The following is a 20,073-nucleotide window of genomic DNA, read 5'->3' on the forward strand; positions in this document are numbered from 1 at the left end:
GGCTTCCTGGACTCGAACAGCCCGCCGTCGCGTGCCGTGGGTTGCCCGGCGGCTTCAGCAATTCTTGTATTTTGATTGCGAACAGGCTCAAATGGCCAATCGCATCAACTTTCGCTAGTCCGGCCATAAAGATAATGCTTGCAATGAACTAGGCCCTAAAATAAAATGGCGAATCCCATTTGGCTCTCTTCAGGTTTTGCGCCCCGCATTTCAAATCTAACAGCGAGCCAGGGTTTATAAAAATCAAGGCTATTCCCTCGGGAAGAAGATGTAGCAAGGAGACATCGTTCATGAAAGAACTCAAACCGTCGAAGCTGGCTATCGTACGCCTTCGGCCCCTTCGTTCGCAATCACCGGCTTTCCGCCGTCTGCTGATCCTCGGCGGCCTGCTGACGCTGGCAGGTTTCATCCTGCTACCCAACCTTTCGCAGAGCGTCAGCGCCTCGCGCGAGAGCCGCAAGGGCCAGGCCCCGCAAACCGCTAAGGGCGCAAGGCGCGCCAGCGCGTCTGTGACCGCGCCGCAGCCCGGCATTCAGAGCGCGAGCAGCGGCCTCAAGGAGATGGATTCAGACGACGATGCTGACTTGCCCGACATCGCCAAGGGCATGGACAAGCGCGAGTATATGCGCCTGCGCGATGAGTACGTCGCCCGCTTGCGTGGCCTGCCGCACGAGCTGTCGTATGACCCGCGCGTCCGCGCGCTCCAGCAGATGGAGCAGCAAGAGCTGACTATAAGCCAAGAGCAGACCAGGCGTCAGGAGAGCAACCAGATCACGCCGCTGATCAACAGCCAGACCTGGACCTCGATTGGCCCGGCGCCGATCCCCAACGGCTCGTTCCCGGTCAGTGGCCGTGTGACAGCTATCGCCGTTAAGCCGACCGACCCGAACGTCGTCTACGTCGGCACAGCGCAAGGCGGCCTCTACCGCACGCTCAATGGCGGCACCACCTGGACGCAATTGATGGACAGCGCCATGTCGCTGGCCATCGGCTCGGTGGCCATCGCGCCGTCCAGCCCGACCACGGTCTTTGTCGGCACGGGCGAAGCGAACTTCTCCGGCGACAGCTTCTTCGGCGTCGGCCTCTACCGCATCGACAACGCCGAGACGACGGCGACGCTGGTCGGGCCGCTCGGCGCCGCCCAGTTAGCCAACAACAGCATCAGTAGAGTTCTCGTTGACCCGAGCAATGCCAACAACGTCTTCGTCTCGACGACCTCCGGCATCGGCGGCAGCGGCGGGCAACTCGCGGCCTCGGCGCCCAACCGCGGCGTCTACCGCTCGACCAACGCGCTGGGGGCGACGCCGACCTTCACCCAGCTCACCGTGCCGACGGCCTCGCCCAACCGCTCGGTGACCGACATGGCCTTTGAGCCGGGCAATGCCAACAACCTGATCGTCGCCGTCTTCGGCACCAACGTCGCGGGCGACGGCGGCATCTGGCGCTCGACCGACGCGCTGGGGGCGACGCCGAGCTTCACGCGCACGCTGACCCTCGGCGGCAGCAACTTCGGCATCCGCGTCAACTTCGCCATCAACAAAGTCGCCTCGACGGTCACGGTGCTTGCCGCCACCGAAGAAGACGCCGGCGCCGTCTGCACCAACCTCGGGCAGGACGGCGTGGTGCGCCGCTCGACCGATGGCGGCGCGACCTGGTCGTCATCGATCAACGCCGCCGAAGGGTATTGCGGCGGCCAGTGCTTCTACAACATCGGCGTCGCTATCGACCCGAGCAACGCCAGCGTCTTCTACCTCGCCGGCAACGTCTCGGGCACCTGCTCGACCAACTTGAAGAAGACCACCGACGCCGGCCTGACCTTCGCCGAGCACTCGTCGGGACTGCACGCCGATAGCCATGTCGTCGCGGTCGCGCCGTCGAATACTTCAATCGTCTACGCCGGCAACGACGGCGGCATCTTCCGCTCGACGGACGGCACCTCGACCTGGGCGAGCCTCAATAATTCAGGCTTCAACGCGACGCAGTTCCAGAGCCTGGCGCTGCATCCGTCGGATCGCGAGTTCATGATCGGCGGCACGCAGGACAACGGCACAGAGTTCAGACAACCGAATGCCTCGTGGGTTCGCACGGACGGGGGCGATGGCGGCTACACGCTGATTGATCAGAATGCCGCTGACACCACCAACGTGACGATGTACCATACCTACTTCAACTCGACCAACTCGCTGATCGGCTTCGCCCGCGCCACGACGGCGGGCGGCATCTGGAGCTTCCTCGGCGCGCAGAACACCGGCGTCTGCACCTCCAACAACGGCCTCGTCTGCTCGGACAACGTCCTCTTCTATGCGCCGATGGCGCTGGGGCCGGGCAACCCGAACACCGTCTATTTCGGCACCGACCGGCTCTATCGCTCGGCCAACCAGGGCACGACCATGACGCTGGTGAGCCAGGGGCCGTTCGTCGCCAATCAGCGCGTGTCGGCAATCGGCATCTCGGCGCAGAACGACAACGTGCGTATCGTCGGCCTGACGAACGGCAAAGTTTTCCGGACGACAACCGGCTCCTCGTCGCTCACGGACGTCACCGGCCCGGTCACGGCCAAGTACATCGCTCGCGCCGTGGTTGATCCGAACAACGCCGATACCGCCTATGTAACGATTGCCGCTTTCGGCGTGACCAGCGGTCAACACATCTGGAAGACCACCAACCTGAGCAATGCTTCGCCGACCTGGACGGCTGCCGGCAACGGCATCCCCGATGTTCCGGTGAGCGCCTTTGTGATCGACAAGAACAATTCCAGCAATCTCTTCGCCGGCACAGACATCGGTGTCTATCGCTCGACCGACGGCGGCGCCAACTGGACGCCGTTCAGCAATGGGCTGCCGCGCGTCGCGGTCTTCGATATGGCGATTCAGAACAGCAATCGTGTCCTGCGCATCGCCACGCATGGGCGCGGCATCTGGGAGATGTCGCTCTCGGCCTTCGGCTACTACCGCCACAAGGCCGATTTCGACAACGACCTCCGCAGCGAGATCGGTTACTACCGCGATGGCAGCTGGGGTCTCTTGCTGTCGGGACAGAGCTATAGCTTTGGCAGCTCGCAATTCTTCAGCTGGGGAGGTGCCGGCAAAGCGCCGATCACCGGCGACTTCGACGGCGACGGCAAGGCGGACCTCGGCTACGTCGAGCCGCCTGCCGGCGGCCAGAGCGCGACCTACGCCATCCTGCTGTCGAGCCGCGGCTACAGCTTCGCGGCGGGTCAGCCGTTGTTCGTGCCGGCGGGCTTCCCCTCGTTAGGAGACACGCCGGTCGTCGGTGACTTCGATGGCGATGGCAAGTCCGATCCGGGCATCTGGCGCGAATCGCAGGGCATCTGGATTCTCCCGACTTCGTCGTCGAACTACTCGTCGTTCCTCTTCTCTCAATGGGGCCAGTCGGGCGACATCCCCATCGTCACCGACATCGATGGCGACAGCATTTCCGACATCGGCTTTTACCGCAATGGCCTGTGGGGATTCCTGCAATCCTCGCAAGGCTACAGCACCAACTTCTCGGTCTTCTTCAGTTGGGGCGGCGCTGGCAGGCAGCCAATCATCGGCGACTTCGACGGCGACGGCAAGTCCGACATCGGCTATATCGAGCCGCCTGCCGGCAGCCAGAGCGCGGCCTACGCCATCCTGCTGTCGAGCCGCGGCTACAGCTTCGCGGCGGGCCAGCCGTTGTTCGTGCCGGCGGGCTTCCCCGCGTTAGGAGACACGCCGGTCGTCGGTGACTTCGATAGCGACGGCAAGGCTGATCCGGGCATCTGGCGCTCGTCGCAAGGCATCTGGATCATTCCGACCTCGTCGTCGAACTACGCGTCGTACATCTTCACCCAGTGGGGTCAGTCGGGCGACGTGCCCATCCCCAACAAACCGAGCCAGTACTAGGCCGATAGCGTGGGCGCTGAGTCCTGAACGGAGTCAGCGCCCACGTCTCATTTATCAGTGACCACGCGCCGCGGTCGTCGTGGTCGCTCACCTCGCCACCTCTCTCCAGCCGGCCCATGATTAACCTCGCAGGAAAAGTCGCTCTGATCACCGGCGCTTCGCGCGGCATCGGCGCGGCGACGGCGATCATGTTTGCGCGCGCCGGCGCACAGGTCGTCGTCAACTACAAGCGCGACCGCGCCGCCGCCCGACGGGTTGCCGCCGCCTGCAAGCTCGCTGGCGCTGAAGTACTGATCCACCGCGCCGACGTGTCGCGCCTTGCGCCGGTCAAGCGAATGATTGACGCCACGGCGGCGCGCTTCGGAGGGCTCGATATTCTGGTTGCCAACGCCGGCATCTGGAAAGCGGCGGCCATCGAGCAGATGACCGAAAGCCAGTGGGACGACACCATCAATCAAAACTTAAAGTCGGTCTATGCCTGCTGCCATCGAGCCGCGCAGGTGATGATCGAGCAGCGGCGCGGCACCATGATTTTGATCTCTTCGACCGCCGGCCAGCGTGGCGAAGCCTTTCACGCGCACTACGCGGCGAGCAAAGGCGCGATCATCGCGATGACCAAGTCGCTGGCCGCCGAGCTTGGCCCGCGCGGCATCACGGTCAACTGTGTCGCGCCCGGCTGGGTCGTCACAGACATGGCCGCCGAGGCGCTCGAAGACCCGCGCGAGCGGCGCAAGATCAAACAGCTCAACCCGCTCGGACGCGCTGCCACGCCGGAAGAGATTGCCGGGCCTGTGCTATTTCTAGCCTCGGAACTTGCCAGCCACATCAACGGCGAAATCCTCAACGTCAACGGCGGCTCGGTGCTCTGCGGCTGACCGCAGAGAAGGCAAAAGGCAAAAGGTCGGCAGGGGATTGAATAAGTAGCTTTAGGTTATCTATTATTCCGGCTCCAATATTTTTGCCTTTTGCCTTTTGCCTTTTGCCTTCCGACCATCGGTCGGCGGTTCATCTGTGGTTCCATTATGAAATACGGCGTGATCCCTTCAAACATGGTTGAGCGGCTGGCGCTGTGGATGGGCAAGGTGCCTGTGCCGCTGCTCGATTCCATCTTTTCGCTGATGAAGACACGCTCGCTGATGGCCGGCGTGCGCTTAGGGATATTTGAAGCGCTGCGCGACGGGCCGCTAACCGCAAGCGACGTGGCCGGCCGCTGTCAGCTCGACCCGGAATGCACAGAGCTGTTGCTGCGCCTGCTCGTCGGCGTCGAATACCTCGAAATGCATGGCGAGCGATTCGCGCTCAACACGCTCGCGCGGCGGACGATGATCGCCGGCGCCGAGCAAGAACTGATCGGCTATGTGCTTTGGAACTACCAGCAGTGGGAAATGATTGCCGGCCTCGATGAGTTGATTCGCACAGGGCGCGGCATCGATTTTCATGAAAGGATGACTGACAAGGAGGCGTGGGCGAATTACCAGCGCGCCATGATGGAAGTCGCGCGCTTTAGCGCCCCCCTGGTCGCCGACCGCGTCCCGGTCAAAGCCGGCGCGCGCCGTCTGCTCGACATCGCCGGCTCGCATGGCTTATTCGGCGCGGCCATTTGCCGCAAGCACCCACCGCTGAAATCAACCGTCCTCGACCTGCCCGCCGCCATAGATCATGCCCGTGGGCTGGCGCACGACGCAGGGATCGCTGACATCGTCGAGCATCGCCCCGGCGACCTGCTGGCCGATGATTATGGCAGCGACAACGACGTGGTGTTGTTGTCGAACATCCTGCATCATTTCGTCGAAGAAACGAATATCAGCATCCTGCGCCGCGCCTTCGATTCGCTGACGGCGGCGGGGACCGCGGCGATCTGGGAGATCGAAGCACCCGCAAAAGACCAGAAGCCAACCTCTGGCGACGGCGCGGCGCTGTTCTTCCGGCTCACTTCAAACGCCGGCTGCTATCATGGCAGCGAATACGCCGGATGGCTGCAACGGGTCGGCTTCACAGAGGTTCAAGTCAGCCGCCCGGCGCTCTCGCCGGGTAGCGTTCTAATCACCGGCAGGCGGCCATAACAGGACAGGCAATGAAGCAATCCATAGAAACTGCAAGCGTCAAAATCGGATTAGAAGTTCTGCTTGAATCGCGGATTGATTTGCTCGCGGGCGCGCGCGTCGGCCTGATCGTCCATCCGGCTTCGATCAACTCGCGCTTTGCGCACACGGCGGATCTCTTCTTTGATGACCGGCGCATCCAGCTGACGGCGCTCTTCGGGCCGCAGCACGGCATACGCGGCGAGACGCAGGACAACATGATCGAGTGGCAATCGTTTCGCGACTCGCGCACGGGCCTGCCGGCCTATTCGCTCTATGGCGAAACCCGCAAGCCGACCACGGAGATGCTCGACGAGGTGGACGCGCTGGTCTTCGACGTTCAAGACGTCGGCACGCGTGTCTATACCTTCATCTACACGATGGCGCTGGCGATGCAGGCGGCGCGTGACACAGGCAAACGCTTCGTTGTGCTTGACCGCCCCAATCCGATTAACGGCCTTCAGATCGAAGGCAACCTGCTCGAAACCGAGTACGCCTCGTTCGTCGGCATGTACCCGATTCCGATGCGACATGGCATGACGGTCGGCGAGCTGGCTTTGATGTTCAATCAAGCGTTCGGCATCGGCTGTGACCTCGAAGTCGTAAAGATGCAGGGATGGCGGCGGGCGATGTGGTTCGACGAAACCGGGCTGCCGTGGGTATTGCCGTCGCCGAACATACCGACGCCCGACACCACGACGGTCTATCCCGGCATGGTGATGATCGAAGGCACGGCGGTGTCAGAAGGGCGCGGCACTACCCGCCCGTTTGAGATCATTGGCGCGCCTTACATCGAGCCGCACCGCCTGGTCGAGCGCTTGAGTGATGAAGAGCTGCCGGGCTGTGTCCTGCGCCCGCTGCACTTCGAGCCGACTTTTCATAAGTTCGCGGGCGAACGCTGCGGCGGCTTGCAAATTCACGTCACCGACCGCGGCGCGTATAAGCCCGTGCTGACCGGCGTTGCCGTCATCGCGGCGATTCGCGAGCTTTACCCCGCGCAGTTCGCCTGGAAAACGCCGCCCTACGAATATGTCCATGACCGCTTGCCTTTTGATGTGATTAACGGCGGCGCGACGCTCCGCGAGGTGATTGAAGGGAACCGCTCGGCGGGCGAGATCGAGGCAAGCTGGCGGCCAGGGCTCGAAGATTTCGCCGCCCGCCGCCGGCCCTTTCTGCTTTACGAATGATTAGAGCGGTAGTCAATCGGGTGTAGCGCAAGGCGGTTAGATTGCGCACTGTCTCGCGCAATCTAACCGCCTTGCGCTACATGGCAAACACAAGCGAAAACTGCCCTAAGAACGGCTCTCGGACTGGCGGATGAAGCCGCTATCAACAACTGCGCCGGCCTTGCTGATGGCCTTGAAGGCGATCTGTTTTTCTTCCAGCTCAATCACCATGAAATGATTGTCGTCGTCGTAGCTGGCGGCGCTGATCGAGCTGTCGGCGCGGATGTCGCCGCGCCGGACTTTGCCGGCGCCGCCGCTGACGAAGTACTGAATGCCGTCCTGCGGCTTCAGTCGCTCGTAGACATGATCGTGGCCCGAGAAGACGACCTGGACGTTGTGCTTCTTCAACAGCGGCTCAAGCCTCTGGCGCAGCCGCGTGTCCGAGCCATGCTTCTTGCCCGACGAGTAGATCGGGTGGTGAAAGACGGCGATCTTCCACAGCGCCTTGGATTGCGCCAACTTGTTTTCGAGCCATGTGGTCTGCTGATTGTCGAAGTCTGTCGAATCGAGCATGAAGAAATCGACGAGGCCATTGCCGCGCCCGAACATGTAATAGTTCGCTTCGCCCATGTTGAACAGCGGGTAATGCATCTGGTCGCGGCGGCCCGCCTCGACATCGTGATTGCCGAGCACGGTGTAGAGCTTCACATCCTCGCGCAGCAGGTTGGCAAAGGGCTGCTCGAAGTTGCGGACAAACAGGTGGCCGGCGCCGTTCGGGTAGATATTATCGCCGGCTCCTAAAACGAAATCGAAGGGCGCGTCGCGGTGGAGTTCGGCCATCTTGCGGGCTATCGAGACTTCGTCGTCGCCGCCGGTGCCGAAGTCGCCCATGACGGCAAAGCGCGTCTTGCTGTTGACGTTGGTAGCAAACAGCGAAGTCGGTTTGATTAACGTTCCAGCCGTGATGGCGGCCAGTGATTTCAACGCCTGCCGGCGCGAGACGAGAGAGGATTTCTTATTGTCCATCCTGGTCTACCGTAAGGTTCATGCGCAGGGGCGAACTGATTCCTGCGCGGTCAATCTTTTACTGGGTTTGGTGCTTCACGGTACGACAGCTTGTGAAGCCCATTTAGAATAACTTCCCCGCCGCCGCCGAATCAAGTCCCTATCTGTCGTCCGCCGCAAGCGCGATCAAACGCCGCGCAAAACCATCGGGCAAAATTGACTGTAAACTTAACGATTCATCCTTCATGCGATGACAAAACACTGGGCAATGGCGCGAATCTTGACAAAGCCCATGCGCTGGTATAGCTTGCCACTCAGCTATGAAAAGATGTCCGTTATGCAGCCAGACGTTCGATGATCGCTACACCGTTTGCCCGAGCGATCAGACCGAGCTGGTCGCCGATAGCGGCGACCCGATGCTTGGCCGCCTGCTCGATAACCGCTACCGCATGACCAAAAAGATCGGCGAGGGCGGCATGGGCTCGATCTACAAGGCCGTCCATACAGAGATGGGCCGCACCTGCGCCATCAAGCTATTAGCCCCCATCACTTCGGGGCGCGAAGAGGCGCTCGCACGCTTCAAGCGCGAGGCCAAGATGGCCAGCCGCATCGATAATCCGCACGCCATCACCATCTACGACTTCGGCGAGGCCGAAAACGGGCTGCTCTTCCTGGCGATGGAATTCATTGACGGCCGCCCGCTATCGGGCATCATCGCCGACCATCGCATGTTGCCGGTTGACCGCGCCGCTCACATCACTTATCAGGTCGCCGAAGCGCTCTCCGCCGCCCACGCGCTCGGCATCGTCCACCGCGACCTTAAGCCTGATAACGTCATGATCACGCGCAAAGGCACGGACAGCGATTATGTCAAAGTCCTCGACTTCGGCATCGCCAAAAGCGTCGCCGACGACAGCGCCGATAACCTGACCAAGACCGGCTTCGTGCTCGGCACGCCGGTCTATATGTCGCCCGAACAACTGCTCGGCGAAAACCTCGACGGGCGCTCGGACATCTACAGCCTGGCCATCATCGTCTACGAGATGTTAAGCGGCAAGCTGCCGTTTGTCGGCGACAACCAGCAGGCGGTGATGATGAAGCGGATCACCGGGCTGCCGGTGCCGCTGCGCGCCGTCGCGCCGCAGGTCAGCGAGGCCGTCGAGCGCGTCGTTATGCAGGGGCTGGCACGCGAGCCCGGCGAGCGCGTTGATGACGCCAAGGAGTTCGCCGATGCGCTGCTGACGGCGACCACCGGCGGCACACAGATGCTCGGCAAAGGCTCGACGCGCCGGATCGCCGATCAAGCCACCGAAGGCAAGACCATGCTCTGGGCGACCGGCAACCTGACCGACGGCGCCGCGCCCACCCCACAAGACGCCACCCTTGTGTTGGACGCTCATTCGACAGTGCAGAGCGGTCCCGGCACGACGCCAATGACGCAGCCGGCGGACATCAACACGCAGCCGCAGACCGCCGACGCGCTGCCGAAGGCGCCGACGACTCAGCCCGACATGGCGCACCTGCCGCCGCCGATTGATATGACCACGCCGCTCACACCGCTGGCGACTCAACCGACTCAATCCTCTGTCACCAGCGAAGTGCCGCGCCGCAAACCGGTCATGATGATCGCGGTGATCGCCGCCGTCATCGTCATCGGCGTCATCGCCTTTCTGTTGATTCCACGCGGCGGGTCAGGCATGACGCTGACCTTTAAGAACGCGCCGCCGGGCGCGCAGGTCTTCGTCAATGACACCAGTCGCGGCACCGTGGCGGCGGACGGCACCCTGAAAGTCGCCGGCATCGCGCCCGGACAGACGCTGGTCAGGTTGACGAAGGACGGCTTTTTGGACTTCACGACCTCGGTGACGGGCAACAAAGGCGACGACAAAGCCGTCGAAGCTTTGATGCTGCCGATGGAGTTTGATTACAACGGCCACGGCCCGATGGTGCTGATACCGGAGGGCGAATTCGTCATGGGCGACGACAAAGGCCCCGAGGATCAACGGCCCGCGCACCGTGTGATGCTGCCGGCTTATTACATCGACAAGTACGAAGTCAGTAACGAGCAGTATAAACAGTTCTGCGACGCCGAGCGTAACGGCAAGTACCCGGAGACCGCACTCGGCAATGATTATGTGCCGAACAACCCAAAGCTGCCGGTCTTTGCCGTGACCTATGAAGACGCCGCAGAGTTCGCCCGCTGGGCCGGCAAGCGGCTGCCGACCGAAGCCGAGTGGGAGAAGGCCGCCTCGTGGGACCCGCAAACCAGGAGCAAGCGACTCTACCCGTGGGGCGACACGCCCGACGAAGGATTGGCCAACATCGGGCGCAGCCAAATACCGAAGCTCACCGCCGGCGGCACCTACCCGAAAGATAAAAGCCCTTACGGGGTTTTCGACATGGCCGGCAACGTCAAGGAATGGGTCGAGGGAATCTTCACGCCTTACGCCGACAACGCGGCCAAAGAGAAAAAGCATGTCGCGCGGGGCGGGTCGTTTGGCACGCCCGACATCAACACGGCGCGCACGACCTATCGCCAGAAGGTTGATTTTGAAGTGTCGAAAGAACTCCAGATGAGGATGCTTGTCGGCATCCGTTGCGTCATCTCGGCAGACGATCAGAACATCCAGAGCTATTTGCGGTCTCGTAGCAAGCCGTAGATCGGGAGATTACTATGAAAACAAAACTATTGGTTTTCCCACTCATCACCCTTTTCGCATTCACCTCCTTATTCGAAGCACTGCTTACGGCGCCGGCCAGCGCCTTCGACAGCAGCGGCCTGTATTGGGACGAGCCGGTGGCGATCAAGCAACCGGCCAAGCCCAAGGCCGGGCGGCGGCGCACCGCGGCGCGCCCGCCGGCTGACAAGCACGGCGAGGAACTGTCGCCGCTTTTGACCATCAAGTACAAGTTGCTTGAGCGCGTCGCCGGCGGCGATGGCCGCATGGTTGACGCGGCGCAGACCAATTTCAGCGTCGGCGATCAATTGCGCCTTTCGCTGACGCCGAATCAGCACGGCTACCTTTACGTCATTCATCACAGCGTCGACAACAACAACAACATCGTTGACCAGCCGCACGTCATCTTCCCGAGCCCGCGCATCAACGACGGCAAGAACGAAGTCAACAAGGACGAAACTTACGTCGTGCCGAAGTTCTGCCCGGAGTTTGACGATCCGAAAGATTGCTGGTGGGAGATTACGCCGCCTTCGGGGCGCGATTTCTTCACGGTGATCTTCAGCCGCGACGAGATTACCGACCTGCCCAGCAGCCTCTCGGAAGCCGACGTGACGACCAACGCCAAAGACGCCGTTGCCGTCAAGACGCTCGAAGCCTTCAATCGAGAGCGGGACGCCAACAAGCAGAGCGTCGCGCACGCCAAGCAGATTCGCTTCAAGTCGAAGCGCTCGACCGACGAGGATGGCATCTTCGTCCAGAACACCAACCGCAAGGACAACGAAGAGCTGATCGATACGATTGAGCTGCGCCATCCGTCTGAGGTCAACGACACAGAGGCGACGCGCACCCGCGCCCTGTTCGTCAAGAAACGCAACGACGCCATGCGGGTGCAGTTCTTCAAAGAAGGCCGCGAAGTTGATCCGGGCGATGTCTTTAAGGCCGGCGATGAAGTGCAGGTGCGCTACGAGAGCAACTTCAACGGCTACATCTACATGGTCAACATCACGCCGACCGGCGAGAAGCGCGTCATTTTCCCGTGCGCGCGGGCGGCGGCAATTAACCTGGTGCCGGGGCAGATCAAGACCCTGCCCGTAAGCTTTGACCAGGAGAAGGGCACCGAAGTCTTGCAGGTCATCATGTCGCGCGAGCGCATCGATTTTCTGGAGCAGGCCATCAACGGCGACTGCTGCGAGAATCCTGAAAAGTGCGCCCTGGGCTCTTCGGCGTCGAGCGCCGCGGCCGAGCTGGCGGCGACGGCGTCGAAGCGCCAGAAAGGCGGCATCGAAGTCAACAACCTGGTCGCCGTCGTTCCCGAAGCGCCCTCAAGCGGCGTGCGGGCGCGCGGCATCAAGCTGGCTCAGGGGGGCAGCAAGGGCAGCGCCGCCTATGTCGCCATCGAGAATAAGCCGGGCACGACCGGCAAGCTTGAGCAGGGCAACTACGCGGTCTTCGAGATTCGCTTGAGCCACAACTGAGCCGTTTGCTTTTTTTTATGGCTTTTCCTTTCGCTAGACGCCGCCGCGTGATCGTGCTGGCCTTCGCCCTGATGAGCCTGTGCGACGTGGCGGCGTTTGCGCAAAGGCCGGGCGGGCCGCCTGCGCCACGCAAGAGCGCGCCGATGCCGCCCGCCGCCCGCGCCCGCGTGCGCCGCGCCGCCGAAGCCGTCGGCCTGATCTTTGTCCGCAACCTAAGCGACAACCCGCGCCCGCGCCCGCGCGGCTCTGGGGTTATCATCCGCAGCGACGGCATTCTCGTCACCAACTTTCATGTCGTCAGCGAAACCGCCACCAAACAACTCTTCGATGAATTGTATCTGGCGCTCGGCGACGAAGCCGCGACCGCCGGCCAGCCGCAATACCGCCTCGAACCGCTGATGGTGAATCGCGCCTACGACCTCGCTTTGCTGCGCATTCGCCCCGCCAGCCCGACCGCCAAAGCCTTAACCCTGCCCGCGGTCGAGTTGGGGGATTCGCAAGCCGTGCGCTTGCTCGACGATCTCATCATCATCGGCTATCCCGAAAAGGGCGGCTCCAGCGTCACGCTCAGCACAGGCGTCATCGAAGGCCGCGACCGTCTCGGCAACTGGATCAAGACCGACGCTCGCGTTATTCACGGCAACAGCGGCGGCGCGGCGGTCAGCCCTGAAGGCAAGCTCATCGGCATCCCTACGAAAGTCGAGGCCGACATGCAGGAGATCGATAAAGACGGCGACGGCTTCCCGGATACGCAGCGCACCTATGGCGCGGTCGGCTTCCTGCGCCCCGTGAACCTGGTCGCTGCCATGCTTGCCGAAGCCGATCTGCATAACACGCAACGCACGCTCAACGCGCCGGCGCCTGCCGCCGCCGCGCCTCTGGCGCTCAATGTGCGCGGCGTGGTCCGCAACCAGACGACCGGCAAGCTGATTGCCGGGGCGCTGGTCGGCTTGCTGCCCGTGGGCACAGAGCGCATCACCGAAGACACACTGCTCGCATGGGGCTCGGCCAATGCCGAAGGCGAATTCAAGCTCAATCGCCCGGTGCCACCCGGCCATTACACCCTCAAGGCCAAGGCCCTCGGCTATGCGCCCTATTCGCGCGACATCGAGATCAAGGCCGGCGTCAGCGACCTGCTGGTCGAGCTTCGCGAACCGGCGAAATGACGCGATTGGCTTGCCTTCCCCTTAGACAATCGAGATACTTAGAGCCACTGACGCACCGGCTCCCGGTTCATGCTCCTCGTGCCGGATGCGAATTGATAAATAAAAGAACGAACCATCGGGTGGCTTCAAGGTAAGATTCAACGCCGGCTCACTGCAAGCGGGCGACGAGAGGTCGGATATGATTCATTTCGCAATTCTTCGCGCAAGCCTCATGCAATCATTCAAAGCGGCGGCTGACCGCTGTCATCTCAACAAACTTCCGTTAATTCGAGCGCTGCTGCTCGCTTTGCTGGTCACCGCGCCGCTTGTCGCGCCGCGCCATCAGCAAGCGCAGGACGATTGCACGCCGACGCAGGCGGAAGGCTGCTACACGCAGGCCAAACGCGACATCGCTTTTCTGATCGATGCCTCGGGCAGCATCGAGCAACGCGGCCAGACTTATAACATTCAAGTCGAAGGCGTGCGCCGCGCCATCAGCGACCCGACGGTTATTCCGCGTGACGGCTCGGTGGCGGTCGCCGTCATCGTCTTCAATGAAGCGGCGCAGGTCTTCGTGCCGCTCACCGAAGTCAACAGCGAAGCGGCCGCCCAGCAAATCGCCAAGGCGGTCGAAACCCTGAAATGCTCGAACATTCACAGCCACCAGTTCCCTTGCCCGTTCGGCTCGACCTTTTACGCGCCGGCCATCCAGGCCGCCGACATTCACCTGAGCCGCGCCCGCAGCGAAAACCCGAAGCCCGGCGTCCGCCGCGTCTTCGTCCTGTCGAGCGATGGCTTGCCCGACGACCTCGGCGCCGCCATCCGACAGGTCGAGCTGGCGCGCATCGCTGCGACCGAAGCCGCCATTCCTTTCGAGCTTGATTTCATTGTCGTCGGCGAAGATCAGCAATCGCCGACCTACCAGACGGCGCTCGGCACCGCTAACGAGCTGGTCACGCCGAAGCCCGTTGACGATTTGCCCGGTAAGACTTTCGTCATCACCGCCGGCAGCGCCAACCTCGAAGGCGCAAGCCCGACCGACAAGGACGTCAGCCGGCAGGCGAACGATTTCTCTGAAACGATCCGTGCCATCGTGCGCGGCCAGGTGGCGGCGATTCAATCGGTGGTCACTACAGAGATAGACACCGCGCCCGGCACCGCCATCGGCAATAACGGCAGCGTATCGCTGCGCCAGGCGATTGAGCGGGCGAACTGTAACGGCGGCGCCGCCACCATCACCTTTGCCGCCGCGCTGAATAACAAGACCATCAAGCTGCAATCGCCGTTGCAGATCACCGCGCCCGAAGTGACGATTATCGGCTGCACGGGCGACAACTGCCAGCCGACCGTAACCCTGGATGGCAGCGGGCAGGTCAAGGACGGCATCGTCATTCGCTCGAACCGCGTCACGGTTCGCGGCTTGAAGATCATCAACTTCACACGCGCCGGCGTGGTCATCGGCGCGAGCTGTCCACGCGACAGCGTCGGCCACAACCTGATCGAGCTGAACGTCATCGAAGGCAGCCCGACAGGCATCCTCGTGCTTGGCGAAACCAACGTGCAGAATCGCCTGTCGCGCAATGCCATCTCGCGCCCGACGCCTTCAGCCGACGCGGCAGCTACCGCCTTGCTCGATCTCAACGGCGATGGCCCGACGCCCAACGATGACGATGACAGCGACAGCGGCCCGAATACGCTGTTGAACTTCCCGGACGCCATGCAGATTACGGCGCAGGGCGACACCGTCACCGTGATGGGCGAGCTAGACAATCCGCCGGCCACCGGCGCGACCGTCGAGATATTCGCGGTCACGCGCTTTCATGTCGTCAACAACCGCCTCGTCGTTGACGGCGTCACTTATCTCGGTCAGGCAACGGTGAATGGCGCGGGCGAGTTTACGGCAAGCGGCCTTGCGCCCTCGCCAACCGGCGTCTACACGGCGACCGTCACCGACCACTTGAATGACAGCCCGCCGGATCACTCGGCGAACACCTCTGAGCTGATGATCGATACCGCCGACGCGCAGCTGCCGCACCCGATTGCCAACGTCAGCGGCGCGGTCGCCTTTGGCGATGTCAACTTGAACACAGCGACGACCAGACCGGTGACGATTGATAATCCGGGCGCGGCGCCGCTGACCGTCAGCGGTTGCACGATAGGCCGTTGCGCCGACGCCACGACAGACAATCGCGACCGCTTCTCTGTGACCAACTGCCCGACGACGAAGATCAACCCCGGCCAGTCGGCGACAATCAATGTCACGGTCAATGCCACGGCGTGCGGGCCGCTCGCGGCCTGCCTGCTGTTGCAGACCGATGACCCGCGCCGCCCGCAGGTCGCCGTTCCCCTGACCGCTAACGGCACGTCGCCTGCCCGCGCGGTCGTCGCTGACGGCGTCACGCAGTTGAAGTTCAAGCGCCAGCCGCCACGCGGCGCGCCGGTCGCGAACCCGCTGACTAAATCATTCACGGTCACCAACGCCGGCTGCCAATTCCTGACGCTCACTTCGGCGACGCTGACGCGCAATGGGCAGGTAGACGATGGCAACGCCTTCGTCATCACCGTGCAGGGCTCGCAGTCGGGCTTCCCTGTGACGCTCGGCGCGGGCCAGTCGGTAACGATCAATGTCAGCTTCAATCCGGTCATCCCGCGCGTTGCCACAGGGCAAGTGCGGCCACGCGACCTGCTGCCCGCCAGCTTCACCGATGTCTTGACGATCAACACCAGCGCCGGCAGCCCCGTGACGATCAACTTGATCGCCAGCGTCAAACCGCGCATCCATTTAATCAATCCGACCGACCCGAACGCCGCGCCGGTCGTGACGCTCTGCCAATCGGGCGACCAATTCATCGTGACCTTTTCGGCCTACGACCCGAACACCAACCTGACCCGCGCCGTCTATCAGTTCAAGGACAGCTCGGGCCGCAATGTCGGCGCGCCCATAACGGTTGATAATCTCGGCTCGGTGTTGCAGCAGCAGGGCATCCAGCAAGGTCAGAGCTTCACCCTGGTGCAGCGCTTCAACGGGGCGAACGACAACCGCAACGTCGCGACCGTCGAAGTCACCATCTTTGACGAGGAGAGCAGCGACACGGCGACCTCGACGGTAATCGGCTCGAACTGCGGCAGCGCGGCGGCGCAATCCCGCCGCGTCGTGCCGGGGACGGTGCCGGCCCTGGTGACCGATAGTACGCGAAAGCGCCGTCGTTAGCGCCTTCGTCCGCAGCGCCTTCGTCCGCGCCTAATCTGCAAGCCTCGCGCTTCGCGTATACGCAGGAGGGGGCGTAGATTCGATTCGGGAGGCGATAGCCAAGTGACTTCATCCGCGAGCAACAGGAGGACACTGTGACCAGGCTTTATTTCCGCATCGCCATCTGCCTCGGGCTGGTGTTGCCGCTGGCCTGCCTCTGGGTGTTCGAGCGCGGCCATGTCGTGGCCAGCGCCGCCGCGCCGCCGACGACCAGCCTTTATATCGAGCTTGATGGCGGGCCGAGCCCCGTGCAGGCGGGCAGCGACATCACTTATACAATGGTGTTTGGTAACAACGGCCCGGACGGCGCGGCCAACGCGACGCTCTCGGCGGCGGTGCCGGCGCACACGACCTTCGTTTCCATCCTGGGGCCGGAAAGTTGGACATGCACGACGCCGATGGTCGGCGGGACCGGCACCATCCTTTGCTCAAAGTCCTCGATGGATACCGGCGAGACCGCCGAGTTCACGATTGTCGTCAACGTCAACCCCGGCACGCCGGGCGGCACAGTCATCCCCTTTACGGTGAATGTAAATTCCGACACGCCGGACTCGGATACGTCGAACAACTCGGGGACCGTTTCAGTAGTGGTCGAAGGCAATCCCTGCATGATTACCTGCCCTGCCGACATCACTGCGCCGGCGAGCGCCATACAATGCGGCGCTAAGGTCGATTACACGGTGCCGTCGTCTACCAGCGATTGCGGCTCCGTGACCTGCACGCCTGGGCCCGGCAGCTTCTTTCCGCGCGGCTCGACCACCGTCACCTGTCACCTATCGCCGGCGACGCTGGCTGCCAATGCTGCGTCGCCCAACGACTGCGCGTTCGTCGTGAACGTCGTCGATCAGACGCCGCCGGGGATTCGCTGCCCGGGCAGCATCACAACCGGAGCAGCACGTGGCCAGAATACCGCCGTCGTAGATTATCCCATCGCCACGGCAAGCGATGCCTGTGGCGTCGCCGATGTCGTCTGCCTGCCGCCGTCGGGCTCGACCTTTGCGCTCGGCACTTCGACAGTCACCTGCACCGCGAGAGATGTAGCGAATAACCGAACAACATGCGTTTTCACTGTGACCGTCACCGACCGGGAAGCGCCGGCGATTAGTTGCCCCGCTGACATTTCAATAGCATTTGACGGGACAGGCACCTCCTTTGTGGTGAATTATCCGGCGCCGACCGTGAGCGACAACCAGCCGGGCGTCACGGCCACCTGCGCGCCGCCGTCGGGCTCGGCCTTCCCGCTCGGCGTCACGACCGTCACCTGCGCCGCCGTTGACACGGCGGGCAATCGCTCGACTTGCAGCTTCAAGGTCACGGTGTCGGGTGGAGCGCCCAGTCTGGATGTCATCATCCCAACGGGCCAGCCCAACCTGGCCTTCACGCCGACGCCGGTCAGGCGCAAGCACCGCGCCAACGGCCCCTGCGCCGCGTTTACCGTCGCCAACAACGGATTTAGCCGCGTCGTGCTATCGTTAGACGCCATCCTGCGAACCGGCAGCGACGTGACCAGCGGGCGCATCAGCGATCCGCGAGAAGGTGATACCTATCAGTTGAGCCTCATCAACGCGGACGGCAGCGAACGCGCGTTGAGCCTCGGCGACACGGTGGCCATAGCCGCGGGCGGGCGGGCGAATTTCTGCCTGCGCTTCAGTCCGGCGATCCCTGCGCTCGCCGGCAGCACCACGGGCTTGAGCGCGCCACAGGCCATCCCTGATCTAGTCACCTCGCGCGTCGTCTTCGGCGTTGCCGGCGGCGGCACGATTTCAGTCAACGTCAATGCCAGGGCTGACACGGCGCTGCACCTGATTAATCCGAACAACCCGCGCAAGCCGGCGAGCTTCTCGTTCACGAAATCGGGCGACAAGTTTACAGTGATCTTTACCGTCTACGATTCGAACCTCGACGTTAACCGCGCCCGCTATGAATTCCTCGATTCCAGCGGCACGGTCATCGCCGGGCCATTCGACGTTGATCTGACGCAGGTGATTCGCGACCGCAATCTGGTGCGCGGCCAGAGCTTCACGGTGTCGCAAGACTTCAGCGGCGCTGACAGCAATCCCAATATCAGCGCCGTCCGCGTCACCGTTTTTGACGGCGAGACGAGTGAAGCGTCGCCAACAATCTCGCTCGGCACAGCGGCCAGTGCCGGCTTTCAGACGGCCAGCCGACGGCGCTTTGCAGCGGTCACGCCGCCGCCTGTGCGGCTCGATTCCAAACGGCCCTAGTCATGACGTAGTCGCGCCGGCGACTGCTTGAGCGCGATAGGTCGAGGAGTATAATCGGAGGTATAGCCGTTACGCGGCAGTCGAGCGGCGGCAAAGAGTTCACAGGAGAGCGGACCCCGCACGCCACCCGTAGGAGGAACCTGATGAAGAGAAGTTATTCGGCAATCATTGCGTTGACGGTCATGATTTTGATCGTGTCGCCCGGATTACCAACGGCTGCCGCCAGCGACAACGGCGACCGCCCGGTCAGGCTCTCAACGACTGCCCGCTTCAGTCCCATCGGTATACTCGCGGGCCGCGCTATCGTGGATGGCCGCGCGTTTGACGGCGGCGTGTCTATCTGGGGTGGCGAGCTGATTCAATCACCAGCGGGCGAAAGCCTGCGCTTGCAGCTTGACGGCGTCGGGCTGGTGACGCTCGCCAATCAGGCTATGGCTCGCGTCAGCACGGCAACCTCCAACGACGAGACGACGGGCCGCCGCGTCATGGTCGCCTCGCTGACTACGGGCACCCTGAGCGCGCGGCTCGCCACGGACGCAGGCGCCTACATTGAAGCCGCCGGCACTCAGATTGCCGCGGCAGCCGGCGCGCAGTTCCGCGTTCAGGTCGCCGATGGCCACGCGGCGCTCGATCAGGTGATTGGCGACGTGTCGGTCGAGCAGCAGCCTGTGACCGGGCAGCGATACCTGCTGCGCCCGCCTCCGGGCCAGGGCAGCAGCCTGAGCGTTTCGGCGCGCAGCACGCGCCAGTTGCAGATTCAAGTCACCGACGAAAACGACCGCCCGCTTGCCGACGTGCCAATTATCTTCTCGCTTGCCGATCCATGCCTGGGAACGCTGGGAATTGGGGCCGGGGCGGGCACACTCTTTAAGGGCAAGACCGACAACCGAGGCATCGCCAGTGTGCCGTGGATCACCGGCGCCAAGTGCGCTGGCACCATCCTGGTTCGTGTTGAAGGCACCGATACGACCTTCACCTATCGCGCACAGGTGAGCGGCGGCGGCGGATTCTGGTCGCCGCGCAACACGGCCATCGTCGCCGGGCTTGCGGTTGGCGCAGGCGTCGGCATCGGCCTGAGCGTCGCCAACAACAATAACAACACGCCGATCACGCCGGTGCCGCCGCCGACCGTTAAACCTTGAAGTGGCGCAAGCTGTTAGC

General features: G+C 62.8%; 11 protein-coding genes. 10 read left to right on the plus strand and 1 reads right to left on the minus strand.

The features are described from left to right. The first annotated feature begins 290 nt into the window (after window positions 1–290). From VJ464_12695 to VJ464_12710, 4 genes are all read left to right on the plus strand, one after another. Window positions 291–3,887 (plus strand): VCBS repeat-containing protein, encoded by a 3,597-nt coding sequence (locus VJ464_12695; protein HKQ05986.1) that lies wholly within the window; start codon window positions 291–293, stop codon window positions 3,885–3,887. 116 nt (window positions 3,888–4,003) lie between these two features. Continuing rightward, window positions 4,004–4,762 (plus strand): SDR family NAD(P)-dependent oxidoreductase, encoded by a 759-nt coding sequence (locus VJ464_12700; protein ID HKQ05987.1) that lies wholly within the window; start codon window positions 4,004–4,006, stop codon window positions 4,760–4,762. 147 nt (window positions 4,763–4,909) lie between these two features. Beyond that, window positions 4,910–5,950 carry a methyltransferase gene (locus VJ464_12705; protein ID HKQ05988.1) on the plus strand — a complete coding sequence of 347 codons (1,041 nt, stop codon included), beginning with the start codon at window positions 4,910–4,912 and terminating at the stop codon, window positions 5,948–5,950. An 11-nt stretch (window positions 5,951–5,961) separates the two neighbouring features. Then, window positions 5,962–7,155 carry a DUF1343 domain-containing protein gene (locus tag VJ464_12710; protein HKQ05989.1) on the plus strand — a complete coding sequence of 398 codons (1,194 nt, stop codon included), beginning with the start codon at window positions 5,962–5,964 and terminating at the stop codon, window positions 7,153–7,155. Window positions 7,156–7,260: 105 nt separating this feature from the next. Here VJ464_12710 and VJ464_12715 read toward each other — a convergent pair whose 3' ends face one another. Beyond that, a complete protein-coding gene (locus VJ464_12715; protein ID HKQ05990.1) occupies window positions 7,261–8,160 on the minus strand; it encodes a metallophosphoesterase in 900 nt (299 codons plus the stop codon). Between the two features lie 299 nt (window positions 8,161–8,459). Here VJ464_12715 and VJ464_12720 point away from each other — a divergent pair, with 299 nt between their 5' ends. From VJ464_12720 to VJ464_12745, 6 genes are all read left to right on the plus strand, one after another. Beyond that, window positions 8,460–10,799, plus strand: a complete 2,340-nt coding sequence (locus VJ464_12720) for a bifunctional serine/threonine-protein kinase/formylglycine-generating enzyme family protein (GenBank protein HKQ05991.1) — start codon at window positions 8,460–8,462, stop codon at window positions 10,797–10,799. A 14-nt stretch (window positions 10,800–10,813) separates the two neighbouring features. Beyond that, on the plus strand, window positions 10,814–12,292 hold the full coding sequence (locus tag VJ464_12725) for a DUF4384 domain-containing protein (GenBank protein HKQ05992.1): 1,479 nt from the start codon (window positions 10,814–10,816) through the stop codon (window positions 12,290–12,292). Window positions 12,293–12,309: 17 nt separating this feature from the next. Then, entirely contained in the window at window positions 12,310–13,458 is a 1,149-nt protein-coding gene (locus VJ464_12730; protein HKQ05993.1) for a trypsin-like peptidase domain-containing protein, read from the plus strand. Between the two features lie 211 nt (window positions 13,459–13,669). After that, window positions 13,670–16,648 carry a choice-of-anchor D domain-containing protein gene (locus VJ464_12735; protein ID HKQ05994.1) on the plus strand — a complete coding sequence of 993 codons (2,979 nt, stop codon included), beginning with the start codon at window positions 13,670–13,672 and terminating at the stop codon, window positions 16,646–16,648. A gap of 134 nt (window positions 16,649–16,782) precedes the next feature. Next, window positions 16,783–18,912, plus strand: coding sequence for an HYR domain-containing protein (locus VJ464_12740; protein HKQ05995.1), 2,130 nt, complete (start codon window positions 16,783–16,785; stop codon window positions 18,910–18,912). A gap of 143 nt (window positions 18,913–19,055) precedes the next feature. Next, window positions 19,056–20,054 carry a hypothetical protein gene (locus VJ464_12745; protein ID HKQ05996.1) on the plus strand — a complete coding sequence of 333 codons (999 nt, stop codon included), beginning with the start codon at window positions 19,056–19,058 and terminating at the stop codon, window positions 20,052–20,054. The last annotated feature ends 19 nt before the right edge of the window (window positions 20,055–20,073 follow it).

The organism is Blastocatellia bacterium (genome assembly GCA_035275065.1).
In the GTDB taxonomy this organism is placed as follows: Bacteria; Acidobacteriota; Blastocatellia; order UBA7656; family UBA7656; genus DATENM01.